Source organism: Caballeronia sp. HLA56 (genome assembly GCF_054655155.1).
The window spans coordinates 1-23,715 of record NZ_BAAHOB010000004.1; the positions used below are offsets into that span (position 1 = coordinate 1).

The window sequence follows — 23,715 nt, forward strand, 5'->3', positions numbered from 1 at the left end:
CGGGTTGTGGCGCAAGAAGTTTACGGGCGAAACGCCTTCAACGAGTCGGCTGGCTGTGACGGCCGACGCCGCGTTTGTCATTGCTCACCTCGAAGGTGAGCCTGCGGCGACATCATCATCTGGGTCAGCCGATACGCCATTATCATCGACGCGTGATCGCGTCACGTTATCGATCGCCGGCGTTCGCATCGAATTGAGTGGCGTGCATGCTGAGCGCATTGTGCGCTTCGTGCTCGGACAGCTTGGCGGTGCACGGTGCTGATCGCCGCTGACGTCCGAGCTTACATCTGCCGCGAGCCTGTCGACATGCGCAAGTCAATCGACACGCTGTCGTATCTGGTCGAACCGCTTCTTGCGCAGAAGCCGGCCTCGGGCAACCTATTCGTGTTCGTCGGCCGGGACCGCACGAAGGTGAAGTGCCTGTATTGGGATCGCACGGGGTTCGCGCTCTGGTACAAGCGGCTTGAACATGGGCATTTCCCATCGCCCGCGGCGCTGGCGCAACGTGGATTCACGCTCGCGGAGCTCAATGCATGGCTCGAAGGTATAGAGATTCCAGCGCGCGAACCTCATCGCGCCGTCGCGGTGACGCGCGTTGCGTAAGCGCCTGAATCGCGCGTAATTCAGGGCTCACGAAGCTTGTAAACGTCGCACGAGTTGGGCATCATGGTTGGTATGTTGCCCGCCACCATCACTGCCGGGGATCTGCCACTGGAGCTCGAGGCTCTGCAAGCCTTTGCACTCGAACAGAATCGGCTCGCGTGCGTGTTGTGGGAGCAACTGGAGAGCCTGCATCATCAGATCGCGCAGCTCAATCGCGCTCGCTTCGGCGCGAGTTCTGAGCGCTTGGCGGGTCAGGCCGAATTGTTCGACGCCGCCATGGATATGCCTCTCCCTCCGGAGCCGGCGAAGGTCCCTGTCACGGGGCACGCTCGCCGGGGACGCCCCGCATTGCCAAAGGACCTGCCACGCACGCGCGTCGAATATGACCTGAGCGACGAACAGAAGGCCGCATTCGACGCGCTTGAGCGCATCGGCGAAGAGCGTAGCGAGACGCTGCATTATGAGCCGTCAAGGCTCACAGTCATCGAACACATCCGCTTCAAGTATGCGGCGAAGAAGGATGGCGAGTCGACCATCGTGACGGCGAGCGCTCAGCCCTCGCCGCTGCCCAAGAGTAACGCGAGCGCGAGTTTGCTCGCCAACATCCTGGTCAACACCTACGTTGATCATCTACCGTTAAATCGGCAAGAGATGCGCTATGCGCGTCGCGGTATTCACCTGCCGCGGGCCACGCTGTGTGAATGGAAGTTGGCCGCAGCAGAATTACTCGCTGCGCTTATGCCGTCGCTGCGTTCACACCAACTGCAGGCACCGCGCATGCACGTCGACGACACGACACTGCCTTTGCTCGAGAAGGGTCGTAAGACCACCCGTACTGCGCGATTATGGGGCTACCTGGGTGCGGGCCAACGCGAGGAGAATGGCGTCTGGGTCGATCACCCTCCGGGGGTCGTGTTCGAGTTCGCAGAGTCGCGCGCGGGCTCGAATCCGCAAAGTTACCTGCGAACGTACAAAGGCTACTTGCAGGCCGATGCATACAGCGGGCACGAGGCGCTCTACGAGACGGGCGACATCATCGCGGTCGGTTGCTGGGCGCATTGCCGCCGTCGGTTCTTTGAAATCGCCAAGACCCAAAGCAAACCGGGGCTCGCGGCACAGGCACTGCAGTGGATCGCCCAGCTATACGCCATCGAGTCCCGAATCAACCATCGGACGCCCGACGTCAAATATGCGGCGCGGCAAACTGAGGCCTTACCGGTACTTGCAAAGTTCCGGCAATGGTTGGAAGGCAACGTCATCGGTTTGCCGACTCAGGCGCCGCTCGCCAAAGCGTTCGGCTACGCGTTACGTCATTGGCAAGCGCTGATTCGCTACACAGAGAGCGGTGTTCTGCTACCCGACAACAACGCGTTGGAACGGCAGATCAGGCCGATTGCGCTTGGAAGAGTCAACTGGACGTTTGCGGGCTCACCGCGAGGCGCTCGTGCGACGGCCACTCGCATTGCCGCCTGAGAATTCGATGCGGATCCCACCGCGTCCCGCGTTGTCCAGCTCAACGGTATGGGTCGAGCCAAAGTTTTTCGTGGTCGCAATCAAATCCGCCTCTTTGTCGGTGAGGTCCAACCAGAGGGACCCCGTTAGTCCACCGCTTGCTGGCACGGGGTAGAGGATAAGCAAAGCCTCGCTCCATCAGTTAGTCCAAAGTTTTTGGCGTTTATCCGTCTAGCTCGCAAGCTTAGGCTTACCTAACTCTGCTTTTCCAACGTCAGAAGCAGATCTGGGGAGCTTACCGGAAACGTGCCCGGCTCTGCCTAACGCTCATTTTCATCCCACCCGTCATCATCGGCGTAGTACTGCGCGGCCGCCTCGAGCTTGCGGCGCCTTTCCGCCTTGGTGATCGAAGTTGTTTGCAGGAAGGCGTGGCCGAGGATTGACTGGACAACGTCTGTCGGCATATGTTTAATTCTGCTACTGGGTTCGCAGATAACGCTAATAGGAAATGGCCGACAACTCGTTAATTTCCCGCACATTATCGTGACTCTTGAACTTCTTCAATGCTGTTGCCGAGGCGCAACCCATGTATTGTGCGCGCTAATTCTGCTACTACCCGGGTCTAGTGCGCTTATTCCGGTACTGCAGGTTTTAGACGATATAGTGCGCGCGCAGGCGGACGATGCCCATGGATTCGCCCCCGTAGTTCCGGACACCATCTCACACCAAGGTTGATGAACCGGCTTTAGGTCGGAACTCGCGCGGCGAGCGGTATTTCAGCGCGCTACGCGGGTGTTTGTCGTTGTGGTGTTCGAATGCGACGGCCAGATTGCGCACGGCGGTCGCCGTGTCCGGCTTCGGCATGAACGAAACGGAATCGCGCTTCATCGTCTTGACGAAGCTTTCTGCCATGCCATTGCTCTGCGGGCTGCATACGGGCGTGGTCAACGGCTTGAGACCAATATCTGAAGCGAACGCGCGGGTCTTTTCGGCAATGTAACCCGAACTGTTGTCGCTGAGCCATTCGATTTGCGCGGGCGCTTTGCGAACGTTCCCGAAACGATGTTCGACAGTCGCCAGCATGACATCGCGCACAACGTCACCGCTATGACCGCCTGTCGTCGCTGCCCAGCTGATCGCTTCGCGGTCACAGCAATCGAGTGCGAACGTCACGCGCAGCGGCGCGCCGTTGTCGCAACGAAACTCGAAGCCGTCAGAGCACCATCGCTGATTGCTTCTGGGCATCGCCACCGTACCTTCATGCCGACGCTCGATGCTCGGCCTCGCAGGCCTCCTGTAAAGCAACAAATCGTGCTGGCGCATCACGCGATAAACACGTTTCGCATTCACTGGAACCTCACACCGCAATTCGCTGCATAGCGGAATAAGTGCACCCAGTAGCGGAATTCACGCACCTCTACACCTACTTCAACGAAGCGTGGCGCCGCACGCCTGCTGCGGGACCCATCCTCGTGTGTCGTCTCAAGAAAGACGACGCGCATAGCGCACGAGCAAACCTTCAGCGTTTTCAACGGGCAGTAATCAATGGAAATTGCCCTGCCGCTCATTTCACTTCGTAGCGAGGAAGATCAATCGTGAAGACGCAACCGACCCCCGGACGGTTCTTGACCCGAAGGACGCCGTCATATGTTTCCACGATCTTCTTTGTTACTGATAGCCCGAGACCAAGACCGGTTTTATCTTCTGATTGCTGCGTGAACGGCTCAAACATTGCCTGTGTATCGAGTGGTAGCCCGCCGCAATGATCCTTCACGTCGATAAGGATCCGACCGCCTACGCTGAATGCACGCAGCGTCACCACGCTGCGTGGGCGGGTGAACTTGAATGCGTTTTGCAATAGATTGCCGAGCGCGGCATACAGTGCATCGCGATCCGCGCAAAAGGCGAGTTTTTCGTCCACCGCTAGCACTCTGAACTGCACGCCTCGCACCTGTGACGCGAGGTGGGCAGCATTTGCCACTTCGGTGATGAAATCAGCTAGGGATGCTGGTTCGCTACAATCTGCAGCCTTAATTTCATTAAGAGACCGATCGATGAGCCCTTGCATCATATTGAGGCCACGATCGAGCATCGATCCAGTCGCTCCTGTAAGGCTAAGGTTTCCGGTTCTTGCGGCATTGAAGGCGTTCCTTGCCACGCCTAACGCATTTCGGAGTTCATGCGTCAGCTCGCCCATATGCTCTTTGAGATTCTGCTTGTGTTCTTGCGTTGCAACCCGACTTTGTTGATAAGCGAATTCAGTGACCGCTTTGGCGATCGCAGTGTCGAGACAGCGGTTCAAACACTGGAACTCCTCAATTTTGAACGGAACGTTCCGCTCCTGCGCCAATGCAGTAACGACTTGACAAAGATCGCCATAGTCATTCACGACTTGGTCGATTGAGTAGCCAAGTTCATGTAAGGACCTCCCATGCAAGCTCGCCGCCGCCCCGATTTCGGATTCTGTCTTAACGTCGCTGACCGCACCAGAAACCTCACGGCTTGCAAGCGGGTCGTCACTTTGCTCAATGCGAAGCGTTTTGATTAGCTGATCGAGAAACATCGGCACCCCGTTTGCAAGCTGCTCAGGGGTCGCTTCTCGTTCGCTCCGGCTCGCCACCCTCGCTTGGCATCGCTCAAGGAGGATGTTTCGGTTGTTCGACAGGAAGTTGTGCATCATGGCGTTTTTTCCCCCAACAAACGTGCAACCCTATCGCTGACAAAGTGTCGAGGGATTGAAAGGATTTGCGTAAAGAAGGACTACAGAAGACGACGCGCAAACAACGAGCGATTTGAGCAAGGGCGATTCGTTGAATCGCCAAGTCAAAGCAGAAGTTGAGATTGAGAGGCCAAGAAAGTTATTTATTATCCGGCATCGGAAAAACATGTAACGTTGGCATTCGGCAATTACGTTAAATAAGCTGATTCGCCTCGAACCGCTTATGACGCGTGGTGATTGCCAGGTGGAAGCGCGTCCACAGTGGCATATTCACCGATTTCGGTTGCAGGTCCAGCCGTTGCTCTCATCTGACAGCGTGACATTCCTCAGTCCAACGTGGATCAATTTGCCATACGGAGACTAACAGTGCGCTTCGATGGATGGGCTGACCTTGGCCAAGACTTCCGCTACTTCGACACAGAACTTGGTGTGACTATTCCAGAGCTATGCCATGGTATCGCTCATAATTCGGCACGTTTGCTCGCTAGCAATTTAACGTCGGCAATGAAAGCCTCGATACGCACAGGTTTCTCGACGACCATGTCGGCCCAATCCTCAGCGTCGATGCCTCTGGCCGCCGACCAGAGGATGACAGCAATGCCCTTTAGTGTCCTATCTTTACGTATTTGGCGGCACACTTCAACTCCGTTCAGATCTGGCATCATGAAGTCGCAGATGATCACGTCGGGCCGAAGTTCACGCGCCCGCGCCAGCCCTTCACGTCCGTTTGCTGCCGTACTCACCGTCAAGCCCTCCATCTCAAATACCATCGCCCAAACGTGAAGAATGTCTGGCTCGTCGTCGATAAGTAAAACAGACTTGGGGCGCGGAGCGAGTGGTCCGCTAGAAGACGACATTTTGATCCCATGGTTGACCTGCGAGTAATGAGTTGGCGCATGCCGTATGCCTGACCAACCGGGCCGCAAGGCACATTAACCAGTTTCATCGCCGTCTTGCGCGCGATCATAACGGCGCTTTCTCGTACATGCCACTTTGCTCCCTTCCTAAACACGCCTGACCGAGGACGCATCTAAGAGATCAGTTGAGCGCGTCGTGACCGGCGTAAGAGCGTGCCGCTTCCTCCAGCGTCTGCGGCATTTCCGCCTTAACCTAGGATCGAGGCCGTCTGCCGCCAGCGTGCTCAAGCATCGACTGAACGACATTAGCGGGTATCCCGCGCGACGGCGCGGGTCCCGAAGGTTTTTGCGAAGCGCTTGCGCCGAGGTGTGATCCAGTTGCGCCAGGTCTTCGGTTCTTATGTTATTCCGCGTACCTGGGAAATCGTCGAAGCAGGAATCGTCGGTCCGCCAGACGTTGAGAAGCTGACCCGGGACCAACCGGGTTTTACGTTCATAAGGATACAAAAGGCAACCAAAACGGGAGCGAGGTCGCTTTTAGTTGTCGTCGCGTCACCGCTGCGTCGTGAGCATCGGGCGGAGTGGCCACGAGTGGCTGGAGAATGGCAGCGAGATTGGCGGGACCGGGAGGCGCTCTCTGTCTACGTAGGCGACAGCGCAACAAACCACGAACTGGAACGCGACGTCGCGGCTCGCGAGAATTCCAAAGTCGCCATCCGACTGAGCCCGACGACGGGAGGCTCTGATTGACCCGGAGCGGACGTTGAACGCCACGCCAGGCGAACGACGTTCTTCGATGTCCAACGGTCATCCACACCCTCTATCGCGTCCGCTTTCTGAAACAGAGCTGTTGATGTTCACGCAGAACAGACCCACTAAGGGGCGTAATTTTCATCGAATTTTGACCCACGTGATTGAATGTCCTGCTCAATCTTTGAGCAGGGGATACAAAGGTGATCACGGTGGGCTTATTGGCCAAGATCAGGCGGATGTATTTCCGCGAGAAGGTCCCGCTGCGCGAGATTGCGAGGCGTACGGGCCTGTCCCGAAACACGGTGCGCAGTTGGCTGCGGCAGACCGATGCTGTCGAGCCGAAGTATCCGAAGCGCGTCAGCCCGAGCGTCGTGGACGAGTGGGCCGCACAGCTGACGGGCTGGCTGCGGGCGGACAGTCATCGACCGAAGCGTGACCGGCGCACCGCGCGATTCATGTTCGAGGCGATCCGCGGCGAGGGTTACGCGGGCAGCTACGGCCGCGTCAGCGCGTTTGTGAGGCGCTGGCACAAGGAGCAGGCCGAAGCCCCGCGCAGGAAGGCCTACGTGCCACTCGCCTTCGAACCCGGCGAAGCCTTCCAGTTCGACTGGAGCTGCGAATACGCCTTCGTCGGCGGCCTGCGGCGGCGCCTGGAGGTTGCCCACGTCAAACTGAACGCCAGCCGCGCGTTCTGGCTCGTCGCCTATCCCACCCAGAGTCACGAGATGCTGTTCGACGCGCACGCCCGTGCATTCGCCGCGTTCGGCGGTGTGCCCCGGCGCGGCATCTACGACAACATGAAGACCGCCGTGGACAAGGTCGGTCGCGGCAAGGAGCGCGCGGTCAACGCCCGCTTTGAAGCGATGTGCAGCCACTACCTGTTCGAGCCGGATTTCTGTAAGAGCGGCAGGCTGGGAGAAAGGCATCGTCGAGAAGAACGTTCAGGACCGCCGACGGCAGATCTGGCACGAAGCAGCGCTACGGCGCTGGGAGACGCTGGAGATCCTGAACGAATGGGTTGCCGGCCAGTGTCGCGAAGCCTGGCACATGCGGCACCCGCAATGGCCCGAGCTGACAGTCGAGGACGTGTTGCAGGACGAGCGCACCCGGCTGATGCCCAATCCACGGCCGTTCGACGGCTATGTCGAGCAGACCTTGCGCGTCTCGTCGACCAGCCTGATCCACGTCCAGCGCAACCGCTACAGCGTGCCCACCGAATACACGAACCAGTTGGTAAGCGTGCGCTGCTATCCGGCGTATCTCAGTGTCGTCGCCGACGCCCAGGAGATCGCCCGTCACGAACGCAGCTTCGAGCGGCACATGACCTTTTACGACTGGCGACACTACATCACGCTGGTCGAGCGCAAACCCGGCGCGCTACGCAACGGGGCGCCCTTCATAACGATGCCGCAGCCGCTGCAGCTGTTGCAGCGGCACCTGCTGAAACACCCGGGCGGGGATCGCGTCATGACCCAAGTGCTCTCGGCCGTGCGCGAACATGGGCTTGATGCCGTGCTGCTTGCGGTACAGGCTGCGCTGGATTCAGGGCGTCCAAGTGGCGAGCACGTCCTGAACGTGCTGAGCCGGCTGAAGGCGCCCGTCACGAGTGCCACTCCCGCCACGACGAAACTTCAGCTCAAGGAAGAGCCGGCGGCTGACGTGAGCCGCTACGAGACGCTACGCGCCAACCCACCGGAGGATCGTCATGTCTAACGACATCATTGCCCAGCTCAAGGGCCTCAAACTGCACGGCATGGCGAGCACCTGGCCGGAGCTGCTGGCACAGGCGCGTCACACTGACTTCGAGCCGGAGCGCTTCATGAAGCAGCTGTTGATGGCGGAGACCGCCGAACGGCAGGTACGCTCGATCGCCTACCAGATGACCGCCGCACGTTTCCCGGCTCACCGCGACCTGAAAGGCTTCGACTTCGCACAGGCACAAGTTGATGAAGCGCTGGTTCGTGAACTCAGCGAACTGTCGTTTCTCGCGAGCGCACACAACGTCGTGTTCATCGGCGGCCCAGGCACCGGCAAGACGCACCTTGCCTCGGCAATCGGAATCGAGGCCGTACAGCGCCACGGCAAGCGTGTGCGTTACTTCTCAACTGTCGAGCTGACCAACGCGCTAGAGCAGGAGAAATCGACCGGCAAACAAGGCCAGATCGCACACAAGCTGATGTACGTCGATCTGGTGATTCTCGATGAACTGGGCTATCTGCCGTTCAGCCAGACCGGTGGTGCATTGTTGTTCCATCTGCTCTCAAAGCTGTACGAGCACACGAGTGTCGCGATCACGACCAATCTCAGCTTCGGCGAATGGGCGACCGTGTTCGGGGATGCAAAGATGACGACAGCGCTGCTGGACCGGGTTACGCATCACTGCCATATCGTCGAGACCGGCAATGAATCGTGGCGCTTCAGGACCAGTTCTGCCAAGGCGAAGGCAACGAGAAAAAGAGCAGCAAAACCGGCTGGAAACGAAGAGTTATCCACACCGGAATAGATGTACTACGCTGTCTCGAGGTGGGTCAAATTTAGATGAAAACGGTGGGTTAAGACTCCGTGAAAATCAACAGACGACCGCGACTTCGCTCAGGCACTGGTCGCTGTTTTACAGCTTGAGGGTTTCGAGGCGCAAATGGCCGATTGCGTCGAGTGCTTTGAGATTACCCGGCATTGGATGCCTGGTGTGGTGCTACTCGACATGGAAATGCCGATCATGAGCGGCTTTCGCGTAGCTCAGGAATTGCGCAAGCTATCGCACTGCACGCGGGTGCCTATCATTGCCCATACCTCTCTTTCGAAGAGGATGTTCTGGTGCAGGGCATGCCGGCGGGCATTGACGCCTATTGTCGCAAAGGCAACTCGCCACAAGTCTTGATCGCGTTATTGCGACTCGTGGCGCCCGGCAGAACACTTGACAACTAAGCTCAAAAACGCCAGGGACTTGGTTTCGAGGCGTGGCCCTGGTCAACGGATTTACGCGAGACTCAGCGACAGCGGCGAGTCCACATGATGTAGGCAGGGTCGGCGCTTACTGCCACTAGCGGGATAAGCCTCCCACTGCGCTTGGGCGTAACTGAGACCGCTCAGCCTGTGAGTTAATCAATCGAAGCCTTTTAACTAACCCAGATCACGACGCGAGGCAAACTTGTGCGGCGTTCGCTCGCCGTCACCGACGATTCTCATTTTTACGCGAGTCTGGGGCGTTAAACGAAGAACGTGATTACAGGAATGGTTCTGCAAGTGGCAAACAAGGTGGGACGCGCCGAATACTCACTAACGGTTGGAACGTAGCGCTTAAGCCTACCTTACTATGGCGACCGACGCTCATTTCGCATTTCAAATTGTGGGTGCCATTAGTTAAGTCGAAGCTCCATGGAGTTGCATTCAATGCGGGATGAGATGCAAACGCGTCAAAGGTGTGTACTGTTGCGTCAACGGAATTAGCCCCGCTGCTTGTTTTCCATCTGTTCCCGTCTGCGCGCAAGCCGAACCCTTTCTTGTGTTAATGCATACTCTGCTTCGGTTTCGGTGACCACACCAGTGACTGCGCCGTTGAGATCCACACGTTCACTACCTTCAACGAGACAAGTCCAATAGCGTTGGCCGCTGCACCATAGCTTCACGCCGTTACGAACGTCTCGCTCGCTAAGTCCGAGGGCCCCCGCCTGGGCAAGCACGTCCTTCAAAACTCCGACTTTGAGCGGAACCTTGGGTGCGGGATTTCGCGGAAAAGCACGCGGGAAATTTCGCTGAAGCGTCGTGACTGCGCGCTCGGCTGCATGACGGGACGTTGGCGGCGGCTTGAGTCCTTGCTTGATAGCCCGTCCTCCGACTGATGCCATTGACGTTGGGTGTGAATCCGCCCTTGGGTCCTTTGCGCGTTGATTGAGTTCCAACTTGAGCGCGGCGAGCTGTTTCGATTCCATTGCGTGCGCCTGAGACTCATTGGTAAGAGTTTATCAGCGATGGTGCTTACTTTGCCCAAGACGAGACGCAAGCCGTGACGACGCCGCGAACACATCGAGACGATTGGCCGGCTCTGCTTGTAGGCAGTGAAAAATCGCCATCCGTTTGGATCGAACTCATATAGCAAACAGTCGCCACACTGCGTGCACAAAGCTCGCCTATGGGGAAAGCAGCAGCGCTCATCGTTGGCATCAACCTTGCACCGACATGCTCACCCTCGTGACCTCTTTTCGAATGGAGTATTGCCATGGAAGTCCTGGTCCTCGACGACGACTGACCTCGCACAAAGTTTGGCGGATCTCATCACCAAGATGGGGCATCAAGCCGCTGTCGCCCACGACTGCGAATCAGCGCGAGCTCTTGCTCAATCTCGTTCCTTCGACATCATCCTCGCCGACGTCGACTTACCGGATGGCGATGGCCGCGAAGTCTGCGAAGGGCTTCGCATGACGGGTACGTCGCAAGAGGCCGTCATGATCGCGGTGACCGGAAGGGTTGACTTGAACGACAACGACTTTCCTGCATTCGACGGGTATATGCGCAAACCTCTTACTTACGGTCCGTTCGAAAGAGCACTCGAGGAATGGCGCGTCGCTCTGGGCCTTTCCAAAAATGCAGATCCGGTGAACACATAATTTTTCCGGCTAATCCGAAAATCCAAGTGGCTTTACAACGGAGGTACATGATGTCCGATCCAACCATTCCCGACAGTCAACCGCTTACGCCAGACGCTCCGGCACCAAACAATCCTCCGGACGTGCCTGATGTCGGTCAGCCAGAGCGAGAGCCAGACCAACAAGGTCTGGCTGTTGAATGAAACGGAGGCAGGACACTTTCTACGTTAGGCGCGGCCGTCGAGGCTGCGCCAAGTCAAAGCGCAGTAATGGGTGCATTCGCTGAAATGGGCGCAGGGCAGAGCACGCCCGGATCCTCCGTCACTGATCTATCAGGCAAAAACTCCTGGACGACGCTACGTCCCCTTTGCGCCGTAGGTGTTGTGCAGCGCGGCCTAACACTTTCCAACACGAATCTGACAGCCATTTGTCCCCGCACTGCGCGTGTTTCCCTAAGCCCAAACACCTCAAATTAACGCAATTATTTAGATACGCTATCGCTTATAAAGCCTGATAAGTCGTATTAGCAGTGAAGATTTTAATGAGTAAAATAGTGGGAGCGTCATTTACGCCCCGCCAAAGGCCCATTAGCACGGGGGCAGAGGCGGGTTTTCGACGAATCGGAAGATGAGACCTTCCGGCGAAGTAGTGGTGTCTGACCGGCGACGCCACGGCCATGAAAGCCAACGTTTGATGGATGAGGTGAGCACCTGCGGGAGCACGCACGCGACAAATCGATGGCCAATCAACCCCAACAATTGACGCTGCCCACGCCGCGTACCTACACCCGCACCGACTTCACGGCGCTGCGCGCGTTCGTGCAGCGCGTGCCCGCGGCCACCATCGCGCGGCTCTACTACGACGTCGAACGCGCCCCCCATGCGGCGAGCCCCGAGACCACCGAGCGCTACCTGCGCCAGATGCGCGATGACCTGGTAAGCCTGGCGCTCAAACATGGCTCATCGGTGCTCGCCGATCACCTGAAGGCCTCGATCAAACAACACGGCAGCGCGGGGCTTACCGCCATGACGCTGCGCATGGTCGAACAGGCGTCGACCCTAGCGGCCGCCGTGCCGGAATTTGCCCACCCGGTCGAGCTGTGGTTCCGGCCGCTGATCGCGCGACGGCTGATCGGGGAGGGGATCACCACGCTGGGCGCCCTGATCGAGTATTGCAACGCGCGCGGCGGCAGCTGGTGGCGATCCGTGCCGCGCATTGGACCGCTGCGCGCGGCGACCCTGGTGGCGTGGCTGCGTCGGTATGAGCGAAGCCTCGGCGCGCGCGTGGCGGACGACGTCGATGCGAGGCCACTCGACGTCACCTTTCGCGCAGCGGGCGAGGCGGTCGCCATCGTGGTGGGCGGCGATCCGGCGGTGCCGCGTCTGGCGCCCTTCGAGCAGCTTGCCGTACCGGCTGAGTTATCGGGCGGCCACGGACTCCATCGAGGCATCAACCGCGCGAGCAGTTTCGCCTTCATTCGCGCCGAGCACGACCTGGCCGCCGTGCACGCGTACCTGCACCGGTATCGCGATCGGCCGGTGACCCTGCGCGCCTATACGCGGGAGCTTGAACGGCTGATTTTGTGGAGCGTGGTCGTTCGACAAAAGGCGCTTTCGTCGCTGCTGGTGGAAGACTGCGAGGCCTACAAGGATTTTTTGCGAGCGCCGATCGCGAGCTTTACGGGACCGAAGCGTGCCCGCACGAGCGGCCGTTGGCGGCCCTTTGCGCCCGAGGGACTGTCGGACGACAGTCAGGCGTATGCGGTGCGCGTAGTTCGCGCCGCCTTCGCCTGGCTGGTCGAGGTGCGCTAGCTCGCGGGCAACCCGTGGAGCGCCGTGCATGAGCCGGCGACGGTGATCCGCGAGTCCGCTGTGCAGGTTCACCGTGCACTTACCGCCGATCTCTGGACGCGCGTACGAAGGCTCCTCGACGCCCGTTGTGTGGCCTCGGCATCTTCGACACCGGCGGCGACGGGACAATCGTCGGAACGTTTAGCCAAGCAGGCGCGGGCGCGTGAGCAGCAAGAAGCAGCGCCTCAATGGCGGGCGGCGCGCGCGGCGATTCTTTTGATGGGTGACTCCGGGCTGCGTCGAGTCGAAGCCGCTCAAGCAAGGCGTGAAGATTTGCGCGCTTCTGACGTCAGAAGCGAATCACCGACCTCAGCGCGACGCGCATCAGGCGACGCGCCTGCGGCAGGTGAAGCATCTGGCTCGCGTCCTCGAACCGTCTGGACCCTGACAATTGTTGGGAAGCGGCGCAAGCAGCGCACCGTGCCGGTGAGCAGCGCCACGCTTGATGCACTGCGCGCCCATTGGGTCGACAGCGATCGCAATTTTGAGAGTCAGGCGCACGGGCCGCTGATTGCGCCACTCTGGATTCCGGAAACTAACACGGCACAGAATCGGCATGCCACTGACGACCATGACGTGGCCTACACGCCGGACGCGCTAGGGCGGCTGGTGCGCATGGCCGTCCGGCGACTGGTGGCTGAGCTTCGAGCCGACCCCGCGTCGCTAAGTGCGATGAGCACCGAGGACCTGGTGCAACTGGTCAACACCTCGGCACATGCGTTTCGCCATACCTTTGGCACGCGCGCCGTCGCGCGGGATATGCCCACCGATGTTGTGCAGTCGATCCTTGGTCACGCCTCGCTACAAACTACGTCGATCTACGTCAAAGCAGAGAAGCGGCGCATGCTTGAGGCGGCGGCCCGCTATTACGCCGATGATGACGAGTGAGCGCGCAAGGTGTTAGGCAGATTTGATTGCCAGAAGTAGCGTCCGACTTTGAGCGCTTCATTAATCGTGGTACCAGACTCCGATCAAGGAGTCGTACTCGGCGGGAAGGATTGCAACAACGCGTGCATCATGGCGTCCAAACCAGTGAGACTCGATAACTCGAGCGCAATAACGCGCGCGGTGCGCAGCGTGACGAATCCTTCGTGGAAACTGTTGTCGCCGTCGTCTGCGCAGAATCGGAATCCGTGGCGGTCAGGATCACCTGTACTGGCCGCTTGATGGGCTGTAATCGTAACGTTCATGTCGAAGGCACCTTTTGGTCTAACCAGCATTGACCGCGCCCGCTATCTGATTTCGACTTAAAGCTTCAGTCGTCAATTTATTCATCTATTAGCCAGGATTTTTCAGCTGGCGCTTTCAAAGCTAACTACATGGTTTCGCCGGGCGCGCTATTGAGACGGGTGGGCCGCTTCGAAGAGAAGCTTCACCTGCTTAAACAGCTGGTACCGACGTCGCGGATATCGTCATCAAAACTTGAGGTTGGAAAGTGAGAAGGCACCGTCCTTGCGTAGAGTGGATGCCCGCATGTTGCCGGCGAAAAGGAGCGATGCCATGAATGAAGACCAGGTCAAGGGAGTTGGGGAGAAGGTAAAGGGCAAGATCAATGAGGGCGTTGGCAAAATGACGAACGATCCAGCCCAGGAAGCGAAGGGCGACGCACAGCAAGCAGCAGGCGAAGTGCGCAAGGATTTAGGCGACGCCAAAGAGGATCTGAAGGACGCGGCCGACGATGCGTCAAAGCCGTAATGGATTTTCAGGTCTAGGACGGATGAACGCCCGTCTCAATTTCGCGGGCGTTGTTCATCGCGGCGCCCGACAGGCACGGGGCGCGTTTGCAGCGATCTCCAAGTGGATCGTCCGTGCTTATTGTTGAGGTGCTTTAATTCTTACTGGGTGCACAAATTCTGCTAATACACCGTAGGTCAGGGGATTTGCAGCTTCTGCCGGTATTTGCGTATAAGTAAGCAGTCGATCCATGTTTCGTGCTCGCCGAGCGATTGCTGTTGAAAACTGCTCGAGTGTTGTCCCGTGCACCTCGCATGCGGCGATATCAGTGTCGAGCCATATACGCTTCCAACGAGGGGCGGCTATATCAACGGGATTGAGCACAAGACATCGAAAGCAGTAGAGCAGGTGCGGACGGTCTGACATCCATTTGGACGGGGTCTGGATCTGCGCGAGTCGGTGAGGGTCCAGACGGGCGATACTTGATTGTGTGAGGAGCGCACCCTCCGATAACGGAGGAAACAGAACCCAGCCGGTGTTACTCAGAGTAGGGAATTCGCCTAGCCAATGAACCTCCCATATCTGAGCGACGCTCAGCTGATAGCGACTGGCGACACGTCCCAGCCAGCTTTCGAAAGCCTCATCGGCGAACGGGCGAGGCGCAACCGGCCACGGACGCGGGTCATTGCAGCTGCCGCTTCCATTCTGTGATGTGGTTCGGATGAACCTTAGACTCCTGTGCCAATTCTGCCAGCGTGCGCTCGACGCGTACGGCTGCCAGTGCCACCTTCGCCTTGAACGCCGCTGAGTGCGTGCGCCGGGTTCTCTTCGTTATCGTTTGATTTCCTTTGTAGGCATTATGCCTATTTTCAGAACTAAGCGATTCCACCTAACCGGCTGTCCAGATTTCGGGGGCACCTCTCTCTGAAGCAGGAATGGAAGTAATATATCTGCATCCTACATTGCGGAAAAGATAATGCGTACGCCACCGGAAAAACTGCCCAGCGTTTCCCGTCGGCTGCATGCCGGGCAATTACTCCTCGACGGACTAACTGTTGACGAGGTCGCAACGCAGCTTCATATGGCGCGAATCACGGTTAAGCGATATCAGACACTGATAAGCAAAGGGGGACTCGACGCCCTGCGCCAGCTGCAAGCAGGGGGTAGAATATCTGCGCTTGATCAGAAGGCCCTGCAATGGATAGTCGCCGCCGTGAATGGCTCCGCGGTGAGCTATGGCTTTGACTCCGACTCGTGGACAAACGCCAGAGTGCGGGAACTTATTGCAAATGAGTTCGGCGTGCGCTACTCGCGGGTCTATATCTGGCAGTTGACGCACGACCTTGGGCTTGGTTATCAGTTGGTGAGAAAGTGATATGCCCGCGTTCGTCAAGCGCCCTCTGAAATGATTGAGCGCGTGCTGCAGCCGGGGACCTATCCGTAATTCTGTGGGCGAGGCATATTATGAGAGGTGAGGTAAAAGTCATGGATATGCCGATGAAGAAGAAACGCACCGTCGCTTCTCAGGCAGCGGCCCGAGGGCCGCTACCTGCCCTTCCGGAAGGTCTGCTGGATGACCTGGTCAAAGGCCCGATGACGCCCACCGAGGTCCAGGACCTGATGCTGGCGTTCAACAAGGCACTCATCGAGCGCGCGATGGGCGCCGAGATGAAGATGCATCTGGGCTACCTGGCGGGGCAGCCGAAACCCGACGGCCAGGACAACGAACGTAACGGCGCCAGCGGCAAGACGCTCATCACCGATTATGGCCCGCTCAGGGTCGATCTGCCGCGTGATCGTGACGGCAGTTTTGAACCCATCCTGATTCCGAAACACGAGCGCCGTTTTACCGGTTTCGACGAGCGCATCATCGCCATGTACGCGCGCGGCATGAGTGTGCGCGAGATCCAGGCGTTTCTGGCCGAAGCCTATGGCACCGAGGTTTCGCCCGATTTCATCAGCTCGGTCACCGACGAAGTCATGGCTGAAGCGCTCGCCTGGCAAAGCCTGACCATGCCTCGATTTCACGTACAGCAGAAATTTGCTAATTCCTGTTTGTACGGAGGTTCTAATGTCAGAGAAGCTAGTGCCAAAGCGGCAGTACACAGACGAGTTCAAGGTCGAGGCCATTAGGCTTGCCGAATCAGTTGGGCAGCACGAAGCCGCGCGTAGGCTTGGGGTGCCCGTAGCAACCTTGGGCAATTGGAGTCGACGCAGTCGCAATGCTAAAAGTATCGGCGAAGTCGACAGTCACGAAGTGAAGAGCACGCGATCGACGCGCCCGATCAACGAACTTGAGGCGGAGAACAGCCGACTTCGGAAAGAGCTCGCCAGTGCGAGACTCGATATCGAGATCCTTCGAAAAGCGACGGCGTACTTCGTGAAGGGGTCGCGGTGAAGTACGCATGGATCGACGAGCACCGCGGCCAGTACAGTGTTACTCGGCTGTGTCACGTCTTGACGGTGTCGCGCAGCGGATATTGCCAGTGGCGTAAGCGCGTGCCAAGTCAGCGAGCGCAGGCCAACGCCGCGCTTGATCGGGAGGTGGCAGCGATTCACCGGGCCAGTCGTGGCAGCTACGGCCGTCCTCGGATCGTAAGGCAATTAAGGATCCAGGGCCAGCCGGCGAGCGCCGAACGCGTACGCCGTAGTCTGCAACGCCTAGGGCTGCGGCCGGTCTATAAACGCCCGTATCGGGTGACGACGGATTCGACACACCGCTTACCGGTTGCCCCCAACCTGCTTGATCGTCGTTTTGACGGCTGGCAGCCCGATCAGGCTTGGGTCAGCGACATCACGTTCATCAGGACCGGCGAAGGTTGGCTATACCTAGCTGCCATTCTGGATCTGGCAAGCCGACGCATCGTAGGTTGGTCAATTTCAGAGCGCATCAACGCGGAACTGGTCTGCCAGGCACTGCGCAGCGCGTGCTGGCACCGTAAGCCCGCGCTGGGGTTGTTGCTACATTCCGATCGCGGAAGTCAATATGCAAGCCGGGCGTACCGAAAACTGGCCGCTGACTTCAAGATGAACGTTTCGATGAGCCGTCGCGCTAATGCATGGGACAACGCGGCAATGGAAAGCTTCTTCAAAACCCTGAAAGTCGAGCGAATCTATCAGGTTCGCTACGAAACGCGCGCGCAGGCTCGTCTGGATATCGTCGACTGGATCGAGGGCTACTACAATCGACAACGCCTGCACACCTCTATCGATTTCTCCACTCCCGTCGATTACGAGGCTAGGATGATCGCTGCATGACTTGCTGTACGTGGAAACGAGGCAGGATCATTCGACGAGAATATTGAATGTCGTCTGAAATCGAATGACACTGATATGCTTGAGTTCGCGTCGATTTCTGCAGCGCGTCGAACCTTGAAGAAAATTTCAATTACTCGACGGACGGCGCGAAAGCAAGCGGATATGCTCGACTAACGTTTTAATTGAAAGGGGTTTTTCTAAGACAACGTTGGCTAAGCCTTCGGCTCGAATGCCCCTTGCAGCGGAGCAAAGAATCACCGGGAGACCATGGGTTCGTTCGTCGGACCGCAACGCGCTGCATACTGCTAGGAATTCGTAAGCGTTTTGGCCCGGGCCGACGACAACGCGCCGCGTCTGTTCACCAACTGGGCGAACGATCAGCGAGGCAGACAGAGCGAGAAAAAGCCGCTTTGCGACGCGGGTTCGCTGTGAGCATCACGCCCCGTGTGCGTTACATCGAACGGCTGAGCGGCTGGCCGAAGCCGCGCATGATGGCGACGCTGATGTTCTTTACCCGATGCATGACGCGCACGAACGCAATTGCGGTTTCTCAGGTTGTGATAGCCGAGATAGTCGGAATCAGCATCACCTCGGTTGTTGCTGCCGTTAAGACACGCGAAAAGCACCGTTTCATTGAGGTTGCGAAGGTCGGGAACATGGCCGTGTACAACATTTACGCGCGGCTCGAATGGCAGGGCAATTGCGGCAAGCGGAACGCGCATTTTGTCGCCGACATCATTGCGGTCGAATCGGAGCAAAGCCGGAACTATTCGAGGATTTCAAGCTGAAGAAGTAGTCGCAGGCGACGCCGAAAGAGCGCTTTTTGGTGGGCAATGAGCCGATCGACCCGCCAGATCCGCGCAGTAGTAGAAGTTTCGGCCACTTGCGCGGCGGCGGTTAAGAAATTCAAAAATCGCTCCTTCAGGCGTATGTTGAACTGGTGCTATCGGCCAGGAGCAGTCGCTCGCCGTCGCTGCGACGCTGACATTTCACCGTCTCCTCCGCCCGGACATCGGCCATCTTTGGATCGGCCGTGCGTGGGTCAGGCTCGCCACACCGGGGGACTTCAGTTGCCGGTGGCGGATTCCGACCGGGCGCTTCTGCGCAGGATATCGGCGGGTACGCCATACGTTCGGACGAACGCGCGACGCATCCGTTCACGGTCCGCGAAACCCGTTTCCTGCGCCACCACGTTAATCGTGTGGCGTCCTTGCTCGATCATGAATCTGGCTGCTTCCAGACGAAGTTGTTCGACAGCTTTGGCCGGTGACTGACCCGTCTCGGCGACGAACGCGCGGCTGAACTGGCGAGGACTCAAGTTCGCCACTTCCGCAAGCTCTTCGATGGTGAGTGGATTGCGCAGGTTGCGGCGAATGTGCGCGAGGACCAATTCGATCCGATCGGATTTCGGCGTCATGTCCAGCAGTGCGGAATGCTGCAGCTGACCACCCAGTCGACGCTGGTTCATGACAAGCAGTCGGGCCACCATTTTTGCGGCGTCGGGGCCGAGATCGTTGTCGAGCAACGCCAGGGCGAGGTCGATTCCCGCTGTCATTCCCGCCGACGTCCAGAACGGACCGTCATTGACAAATATGCGGTCTTCTTCGGTGCGGACATTCGGGAAGCGCGCTCTGAATTCGGCCGCGTGAGCCCAATGCATGGTTGCGCGTCTGCCTTCCAGCATTCCTGCCTCGGCCAGGACGAATGCGCCACTACAGATCGAGCTTATCCGTCTGGATACCTTGGCAGCCTCTCTGACGAATGCAACCACAGGCGCGTCGGAGGTCGGCATTTTCATTGCAGTGATCGAGCCCACGATGACCGTGTCGAATGCGGGATCGCCGAACGCCTCCGTTTCCAGTGTCATGCCACCCGAAGAGACAACAGGACCACCGTGTTCGGACAGCAGATGGATCTCGTAGCAAGGGCCTCTCGGCGGCATATTCGCGATTTCGAACACCGTCAGAGCCGCGATGCTCATCATCTGAAATCTTTTCGGCACTAAGAAGCCAATCCGGTGCATATCTGATCTACCGTCTGCAATATCAACGTGGCGTGAATGAACGCCGTCCGGGTGGAATTCCCAGATAGCGGACTGATGAATCTGAGTGGTGAGCTTACTGCGCCAAGGCGGCGCATGTCATGAATGGTGGCAACAACGACATGGTTCGTAATGGCCCGCGACGTTAAGGTACAAGCACTTCTCTTATCCGTCTCGCACCAGCGAAAGGAACCTCATCATGTCGAAAATCATCCGCGCCGCAGCTGTCCAGATTGCGCCTGTCCTCTATAGCCGTGAAGGCACCGTCGATAAAGTCGTCAAGAAAATCCTGGAACTTGGCAAACAGGGCGTCCAGTTCGCGACGTTCCCCGAGACTGTCGTTCCCTATTATCCGTACTTCTCGTTCATCGAATCGCCATTTGCAATGGGTGCCGAGCATTACAAGCTGCTCGAGCAGGCCGTGACGGTTCCGTCGGATACGACTCGCGCCATTGGCGAAGCGGCACGCCAGGCCGGAATGGTGGTGTCGATTGGCGTCAATGAACGCGACGGCGGCACGCTCTACAACACGCAACTCCTGTTCGAATGCCGATGGCACGCTCGTGCAGCGCCGCCGGAAGCTTTCGCCAACTTATCACGAGCGAATGATCTGGGGGATGGGCGATGGCTCGGGCCTGCGCGCTGTCGATACGGCGGTGGGCCGAGTCGGCCAGCTGGCGTGCTGGGAGCACTACAACCCGCTCGCTCGCTACGCGCTGATGGTCGATGGTGAGGAAATCCATTCGGCCATGTATCCGGGTTCGTTCGCCGGCGATCTTTTCTCGGAGCAGATTTCCGTGAATATCCGCCAGCATGCGCTGGAGGCGGGTGCCTTCGTGGTCAACGCGACCGCCTGGCTGACGCCCGAACAGCAAGGACAGATTCTGAACGATACCAATACAACCCAGATTGGCCCGATCTCCAGCGGCTGTTTTACCGCCATCGTTTCGCCGGAGGGCGAGTACATGGGTGGCGCGCCGCTGCGTAAAGGAGAGGGCGAGATCATCGCCGATCTGGATTTCTGGCAGATCGACAAGCGCAAACGCATGATGGACTCGCGTGGTCACTACAGCCGTCCCGACGTGCTTGGCCTCGTAATCGACCGCACACCGAAGCTGCACGTCATCGAGCGATCGGTGCGCGCGCCGGGTGAAGAGCCCGTCAGCGATCTGGAAGAGCTCGTCTGAAGTCGCGTGTGAAATCGCGAGATACCTTCGTCGAGTGCGCATCGCGCGAATGCGATGCGCCAGGCACATGAGATTCAACCAGGCCACTTCGTGCCAACAACGCAGGAGCAAGCAAAATGGACTTCAACGATGTGATGCTAGAGCGTAACGCCGACTTCGCGAACACCGCGTTCGCGCCCGAACTGAAGATGATGCCGTCGACGGGAACGGTGGTTGTCGGTTGTGTCGACCCGCGCGTCGATCCCGTCAATGTGCTGGGTTTGAAGCAGGGCGAGGCGGCCGTGATTCGCAATGTCGGTGGCCGGGTCAACAAAAACCTGCTAGAAACGCTGGCAGTCCTGAGCGTCGTCGCGAAAGCGGCAGGACGCCCGGATGGTGCGCGCAATCTCGTCCTGCTGCAGCACACCGATTGCGGGATCATCGGCTGTCACAAGCATGCGCCTGCGTTGCTCGCGAAGCATCTTGGCGTCGAGACAGACGCGCTCGATGAACTCGCTATCACGGAACCGTACGAGGCGGCAGCACTCGATGTCGCGGCACTCCGCGCGAACAAAGATCTTCCCGATAACCTGATCGTGTCGGGGCTGGTGTACGACGTCAAAACAGGTCTCATCAAGACCGTGGTACCTCCCGCGCCTTTGCGTGAGACGGCAGGCTGAGACTCGCTGGACATAGGAGTCGGAAGTTCGTCCGGCTTTTCCTGAACGCTCACCACTGTCCCACACGTCGACGAGCGAAGCGCCGCTGATTTGACGGTCAGCCACCCTCGCTCACGACTGACTGCACGGAATGACCGCTGCGCTCTAATACATGTCGTTGGAACAACGAGGGCTCGACCGTCAGCTACGGGTCTGAGGCGGCGCTCGTCTGCGCACGCCTATGAATCTTCGACGATCGCGTATCGCGCGGTCCGCTATGTGATCAGCAACGGTCGATCGGACTTCGACGTCGGAATCATGCAAGTAAACTTTATGTGGGAGTCGCTAGTGCAGGAGGGGCCGGGCTCAGCACCCGCAGACCGTATTAAATCTATCGCAGTTGCGCCGGAAAAGCGTGACTCGCATGCGCGGCCGGCCCCAAGAGGTTGCTCGGCCCTGCCCAACACGGCGCCGACTATTGCGAAATGATTTTGGCGCTTGCGAGGGCCACCGCCCCTGGCCGTCGGCAATCGGCCCACGATGAGTCGTTCGCCCATAGGCACTATCAGACATTCGTGCGACCGCTTCGCTCAGGTAACGGACGTCATCAGCAGACATTCTGATGCTTTAGTACTACCCGATGCCCCCGTTTAGATTTGTTCGACGCCTGCCCTCGACCAAAGGCTCACGAGCCAACGACAACGCGTGTGGGCAGGCGTTGAATACGGTTTCAAACATCCGGGACTATTTTCATGCCGTCGATGGCCGCTTCCACCAGCGCGCGCGCGTCGCCGAAGTCCGGTGCCGCGCGCGCTACGCTATCCAGCCGGTGGTCGACCAGCAAGGTCGCGAGTCCGTGTACGTAGGCCCACGCAGCGGTAATGGCGATCGCCTGAGCGGTGCCGATTCCGGCGAATGGTCCCGCTTCCTGCTGAGGTTTCGTCACCGCGTCGAATACACCTGCCAACGCACGCGCAGAGATCTGCCGCGCTTCGACGAGCGATCGTCGCTCGGAATCCAGCAGTTCGTTGCGGGACATGAGTCTGAAGAGGTCTGGATGTCCGATCGCAAAGTCGATGTAGCCGTGCGCGGTCGCCTTGCGCCTCGGCTTGCCTGGCGCTGCGCTCCGCGCCTGTTCCTCTATCTCGTTGGCAAGCCGTCTGTGCCCGGCCGCGGCCAGCTCGCTCAGCACTCCTGCGGTATCGCCGAAATGGTGTTGAGGGGCTGTGTGCGATACGCCGGCCTCCCGGGCAATCGCGCGAAGCGTTAGCCCACGCAGCCCGTCCCGTTTCAATACGGTCTCGGCCGCCTGCAACATGGCTTCGGGTAGCGAACCGTGATGATAGGGACGTGCCTTGTCAGCACGGCGAGGACGGGCGCCAGCCGAGGCGGCGCGGGATGCGATTGACTCAGTCATTCAGCTTTTGAATGTTTCCAGTGTAAAAATATATTGACGGATTTTTCGTGTCCAGTCAAAATCTTTCCATCGGAAACATTAATGACATCATCGTCGGTTGTGAATCAACGGAGGTTGACATGGGAATTTTGCTGGCCTTTTCGCCGTTCCTGGCATTCGTAGTTATCGAGCGCACAATTGGCGTGCCGGCGGGCCTCGCAGCCGGCGCAATCGTATCCGCGCTACTGCTGTTGCGGGACATGGTGAGCCCCACGCGAAAGGTAAAGGTGCTCGAAATCGGCAACTTCATTCTGTTCGCTGGATTGACGCTTATCGCGCTGTTGCCAGGCGCGACGGAATGGTCGATTGCCGCGGTCCGCCTGCGTGTGGACACCGGTCTGCTGCTGATCGTCCTCGCGTCGATCGCGATGCGACGTCCATTCACGCTGCAATACGCCCGAGAAGAGGTGTCATCCGATCTATGGGAGAGCCCGGCGTTCATGCGGACCAACTACGTGATTACGGCTGCATGGGCTGCGGCGTTCGCCATCATGGTGATCGCTGATGTCGCGCTGACGTATCTGCCCGCGTTGCCCCGCTCAGTCTCGATCGTCGCGACGGTGTTGGCGCTGGTGGGAGCGGTCAAGTTCACGGGCTGGTATCCAGAGCGGGAACGTAACGCCGTCCCGGGCCGTTAATCA

General features: G+C 58.6%; 20 protein-coding genes and 7 pseudogenes. 17 read left to right on the forward strand and 10 right to left on the reverse strand.

Annotated features, from left to right (window positions below; genetic code table 11):
- The 3 genes and pseudogenes from ACYQ47_RS15960 to tnpC form a co-directional block, all read left to right on the forward strand.
- Window positions 1-262, forward strand: a pseudogene (locus ACYQ47_RS15960) (IS66 family insertion sequence element accessory protein TnpA); the annotation flags it as partial.
- Between the two features lie 44 nt (window positions 263-306).
- Window positions 307-603 carry an IS66 family insertion sequence element accessory protein TnpB gene (gene tnpB / locus ACYQ47_RS15965; RefSeq protein WP_051154128.1) on the forward strand — a complete coding sequence of 99 codons (297 nt, stop codon included), beginning with the start codon at window positions 307-309 and terminating at the stop codon, window positions 601-603.
- Window positions 604-666: 63 nt separating this feature from the next.
- Complete coding sequence (tnpC, locus tag ACYQ47_RS15970) at window positions 667-2,076, forward strand: IS66 family transposase (RefSeq protein ID WP_459905936.1); 1,410 nt, start codon at window positions 667-669, stop codon at window positions 2,074-2,076.
- Between the two features lie 299 nt (window positions 2,077-2,375).
- On the opposite strand, the gene ACYQ47_RS15975 is transcribed toward tnpC, so the two are convergent.
- The 4 genes and pseudogenes from ACYQ47_RS15975 to ACYQ47_RS15990 all read right to left on the reverse strand — a co-directional run bounded on the left by ACYQ47_RS15975 (window position 2,376) and on the right by ACYQ47_RS15990 (window position 5,631).
- Window positions 2,376-2,519 (reverse strand): hypothetical protein, encoded by a 144-nt coding sequence (locus tag ACYQ47_RS15975; protein ID WP_459905937.1) that lies wholly within the window; start codon window positions 2,517-2,519, stop codon window positions 2,376-2,378.
- A gap of 256 nt (window positions 2,520-2,775) precedes the next feature.
- Window positions 2,776-3,414, reverse strand: a pseudogene (locus tag ACYQ47_RS15980) (DDE-type integrase/transposase/recombinase); the annotation flags it as partial.
- A 205-nt stretch (window positions 3,415-3,619) separates the two neighbouring features.
- A complete protein-coding gene (locus ACYQ47_RS15985; RefSeq protein ID WP_459905938.1) occupies window positions 3,620-4,735 on the reverse strand; it encodes a sensor histidine kinase in 1,116 nt (371 codons plus the stop codon).
- 500 nt (window positions 4,736-5,235) lie between these two features.
- Window positions 5,236-5,631 (reverse strand): response regulator, encoded by a 396-nt coding sequence (locus ACYQ47_RS15990; RefSeq protein ID WP_459905939.1) that lies wholly within the window; start codon window positions 5,629-5,631, stop codon window positions 5,236-5,238.
- A gap of 962 nt (window positions 5,632-6,593) precedes the next feature.
- Between ACYQ47_RS15990 and istA the strand changes: the two are divergent.
- The 3 genes and pseudogenes from istA to ACYQ47_RS16005 form a co-directional block, all read left to right on the forward strand.
- Window positions 6,594-8,097 (forward strand): annotated as a pseudogene (istA, locus tag ACYQ47_RS15995) (IS21 family transposase).
- Window positions 8,090-8,887 (forward strand): IS21-like element helper ATPase IstB, encoded by a 798-nt coding sequence (gene istB / locus ACYQ47_RS16000; protein ID WP_111483759.1) that lies wholly within the window; start codon window positions 8,090-8,092, stop codon window positions 8,885-8,887. The pseudogene istA and the gene istB overlap by 8 nt, the downstream one beginning before the upstream one ends.
- 84 nt (window positions 8,888-8,971) lie before the next feature.
- Window positions 8,972-9,265 (forward strand): annotated as a pseudogene (locus ACYQ47_RS16005) (response regulator); the annotation flags it as partial.
- A gap of 565 nt (window positions 9,266-9,830) precedes the next feature.
- Here ACYQ47_RS16005 and ACYQ47_RS16010 read toward each other — a convergent pair.
- Window positions 9,831-10,316 (reverse strand): ProQ/FinO family protein, encoded by a 486-nt coding sequence (locus tag ACYQ47_RS16010; RefSeq protein ID WP_459905940.1) that lies wholly within the window; start codon window positions 10,314-10,316, stop codon window positions 9,831-9,833.
- 183 nt (window positions 10,317-10,499) lie between these two features.
- Between ACYQ47_RS16010 and ACYQ47_RS16015 the strand changes: the two genes are divergently transcribed.
- The 3 genes from ACYQ47_RS16015 to ACYQ47_RS16025 all read left to right on the forward strand — a co-directional run bounded on the left by ACYQ47_RS16015 (window position 10,500) and on the right by ACYQ47_RS16025 (window position 13,708).
- On the forward strand, window positions 10,500-10,991 hold the full coding sequence (locus ACYQ47_RS16015) for a response regulator (RefSeq protein ID WP_459906499.1): 492 nt from the start codon (window positions 10,500-10,502) through the stop codon (window positions 10,989-10,991).
- Window positions 10,992-11,707: 716 nt separating this feature from the next.
- Window positions 11,708-12,781 (forward strand): phage integrase family protein, encoded by a 1,074-nt coding sequence (locus ACYQ47_RS16020; RefSeq protein WP_459905941.1) that lies wholly within the window; start codon window positions 11,708-11,710, stop codon window positions 12,779-12,781.
- A 24-nt stretch (window positions 12,782-12,805) separates the two neighbouring features.
- Window positions 12,806-13,708 (forward strand): tyrosine-type recombinase/integrase, encoded by a 903-nt coding sequence (locus tag ACYQ47_RS16025; RefSeq protein WP_459905942.1) that lies wholly within the window; start codon window positions 12,806-12,808, stop codon window positions 13,706-13,708.
- A gap of 83 nt (window positions 13,709-13,791) precedes the next feature.
- Here ACYQ47_RS16025 and ACYQ47_RS16030 read toward each other — a convergent pair whose 3' ends face one another.
- Window positions 13,792-14,010 (reverse strand): hypothetical protein, encoded by a 219-nt coding sequence (locus ACYQ47_RS16030; RefSeq protein ID WP_459905943.1) that lies wholly within the window; start codon window positions 14,008-14,010, stop codon window positions 13,792-13,794.
- A 310-nt stretch (window positions 14,011-14,320) separates the two neighbouring features.
- On the opposite strand from ACYQ47_RS16030, the gene ACYQ47_RS16035 reads away from it, so the two are divergent.
- The gene (locus tag ACYQ47_RS16035) at window positions 14,321-14,515 is read left to right on the forward strand and encodes a CsbD family protein (protein ID WP_459905944.1); all 195 of its coding nucleotides are present in this window, start codon (window positions 14,321-14,323) and stop codon (window positions 14,513-14,515) included.
- 117 nt (window positions 14,516-14,632) lie between these two features.
- Here ACYQ47_RS16035 and ACYQ47_RS16040 read toward each other — a convergent pair whose 3' ends face one another.
- Both ACYQ47_RS16040 and ACYQ47_RS16045 read right to left on the reverse strand, forming a co-directional pair.
- Window positions 14,633-15,217 (reverse strand): TniQ family protein, encoded by a 585-nt coding sequence (locus ACYQ47_RS16040; protein WP_459906500.1) that lies wholly within the window; start codon window positions 15,215-15,217, stop codon window positions 14,633-14,635.
- Window positions 15,183-15,329, reverse strand: a pseudogene (locus ACYQ47_RS16045) (transposase); the annotation flags it as partial. The gene ACYQ47_RS16040 and the pseudogene ACYQ47_RS16045, both read right to left, overlap by 35 nt.
- Before the next feature lie 141 nt (window positions 15,330-15,470).
- Between ACYQ47_RS16045 and ACYQ47_RS16050 the strand changes: the two are divergent.
- The 4 genes and pseudogenes from ACYQ47_RS16050 (at window position 15,471) to ACYQ47_RS16065 (ending at window position 18,540) form a co-directional block, all read left to right on the forward strand.
- A complete protein-coding gene (locus tag ACYQ47_RS16050) occupies window positions 15,471-15,869 on the forward strand; it encodes a helix-turn-helix domain-containing protein (protein ID WP_459905945.1) in 399 nt (132 codons plus the stop codon).
- 116 nt (window positions 15,870-15,985) lie between these two features.
- Window positions 15,986-16,501, forward strand: a pseudogene (locus tag ACYQ47_RS16055) (transposase); the annotation flags it as partial.
- Between the two features lie 64 nt (window positions 16,502-16,565).
- Window positions 16,566-17,752, forward strand: a protein-coding gene (locus ACYQ47_RS16060) for an IS3 family transposase (protein WP_459905946.1) whose coding sequence is annotated in 2 segments (ribosomal slippage) — window positions 16,566-16,860 and window positions 16,860-17,752 — 1,188 coding nt in all. Because the reading frame shifts where the segments join, the coding sequence is not laid out codon by codon here.
- Window positions 17,753-18,180: 428 nt separating this feature from the next.
- On the forward strand, window positions 18,181-18,540 hold the full coding sequence (locus ACYQ47_RS16065; protein WP_459905947.1) for a hypothetical protein: 360 nt from the start codon (window positions 18,181-18,183) through the stop codon (window positions 18,538-18,540).
- Between the two features lie 278 nt (window positions 18,541-18,818).
- Here the strand turns inward: ACYQ47_RS16065 and ACYQ47_RS16070 are convergent, their stop codons facing one another.
- Complete coding sequence (locus ACYQ47_RS16070; RefSeq protein ID WP_459905948.1) at window positions 18,819-19,775, reverse strand: GlxA family transcriptional regulator; 957 nt, start codon at window positions 19,773-19,775, stop codon at window positions 18,819-18,821.
- Window positions 19,776-19,992: 217 nt separating this feature from the next.
- Here ACYQ47_RS16070 and ACYQ47_RS16075 point away from each other — a divergent pair.
- A pseudogene (locus ACYQ47_RS16075) lies at window positions 19,993-20,980 on the forward strand (nitrilase-related carbon-nitrogen hydrolase).
- A gap of 116 nt (window positions 20,981-21,096) precedes the next feature.
- Complete coding sequence (locus ACYQ47_RS16080; RefSeq protein WP_459905949.1) at window positions 21,097-21,639, forward strand: carbonic anhydrase; 543 nt, start codon at window positions 21,097-21,099, stop codon at window positions 21,637-21,639.
- A gap of 709 nt (window positions 21,640-22,348) precedes the next feature.
- Here ACYQ47_RS16080 and ACYQ47_RS16085 read toward each other — a convergent pair.
- Window positions 22,349-22,936: a TetR/AcrR family transcriptional regulator gene (locus ACYQ47_RS16085; RefSeq protein ID WP_459905950.1), complete on the reverse strand. Its 588-nt coding sequence runs from the start codon at window positions 22,934-22,936 to the stop codon at window positions 22,349-22,351.
- Between the two features lie 146 nt (window positions 22,937-23,082).
- Between ACYQ47_RS16085 and ACYQ47_RS16090 the strand changes: the two genes are divergently transcribed.
- The gene (locus ACYQ47_RS16090; protein WP_459905951.1) at window positions 23,083-23,712 is read left to right on the forward strand and encodes a hypothetical protein; all 630 of its coding nucleotides are present in this window, start codon (window positions 23,083-23,085) and stop codon (window positions 23,710-23,712) included.
- Window positions 23,713-23,715 lie beyond the last annotated feature (3 nt).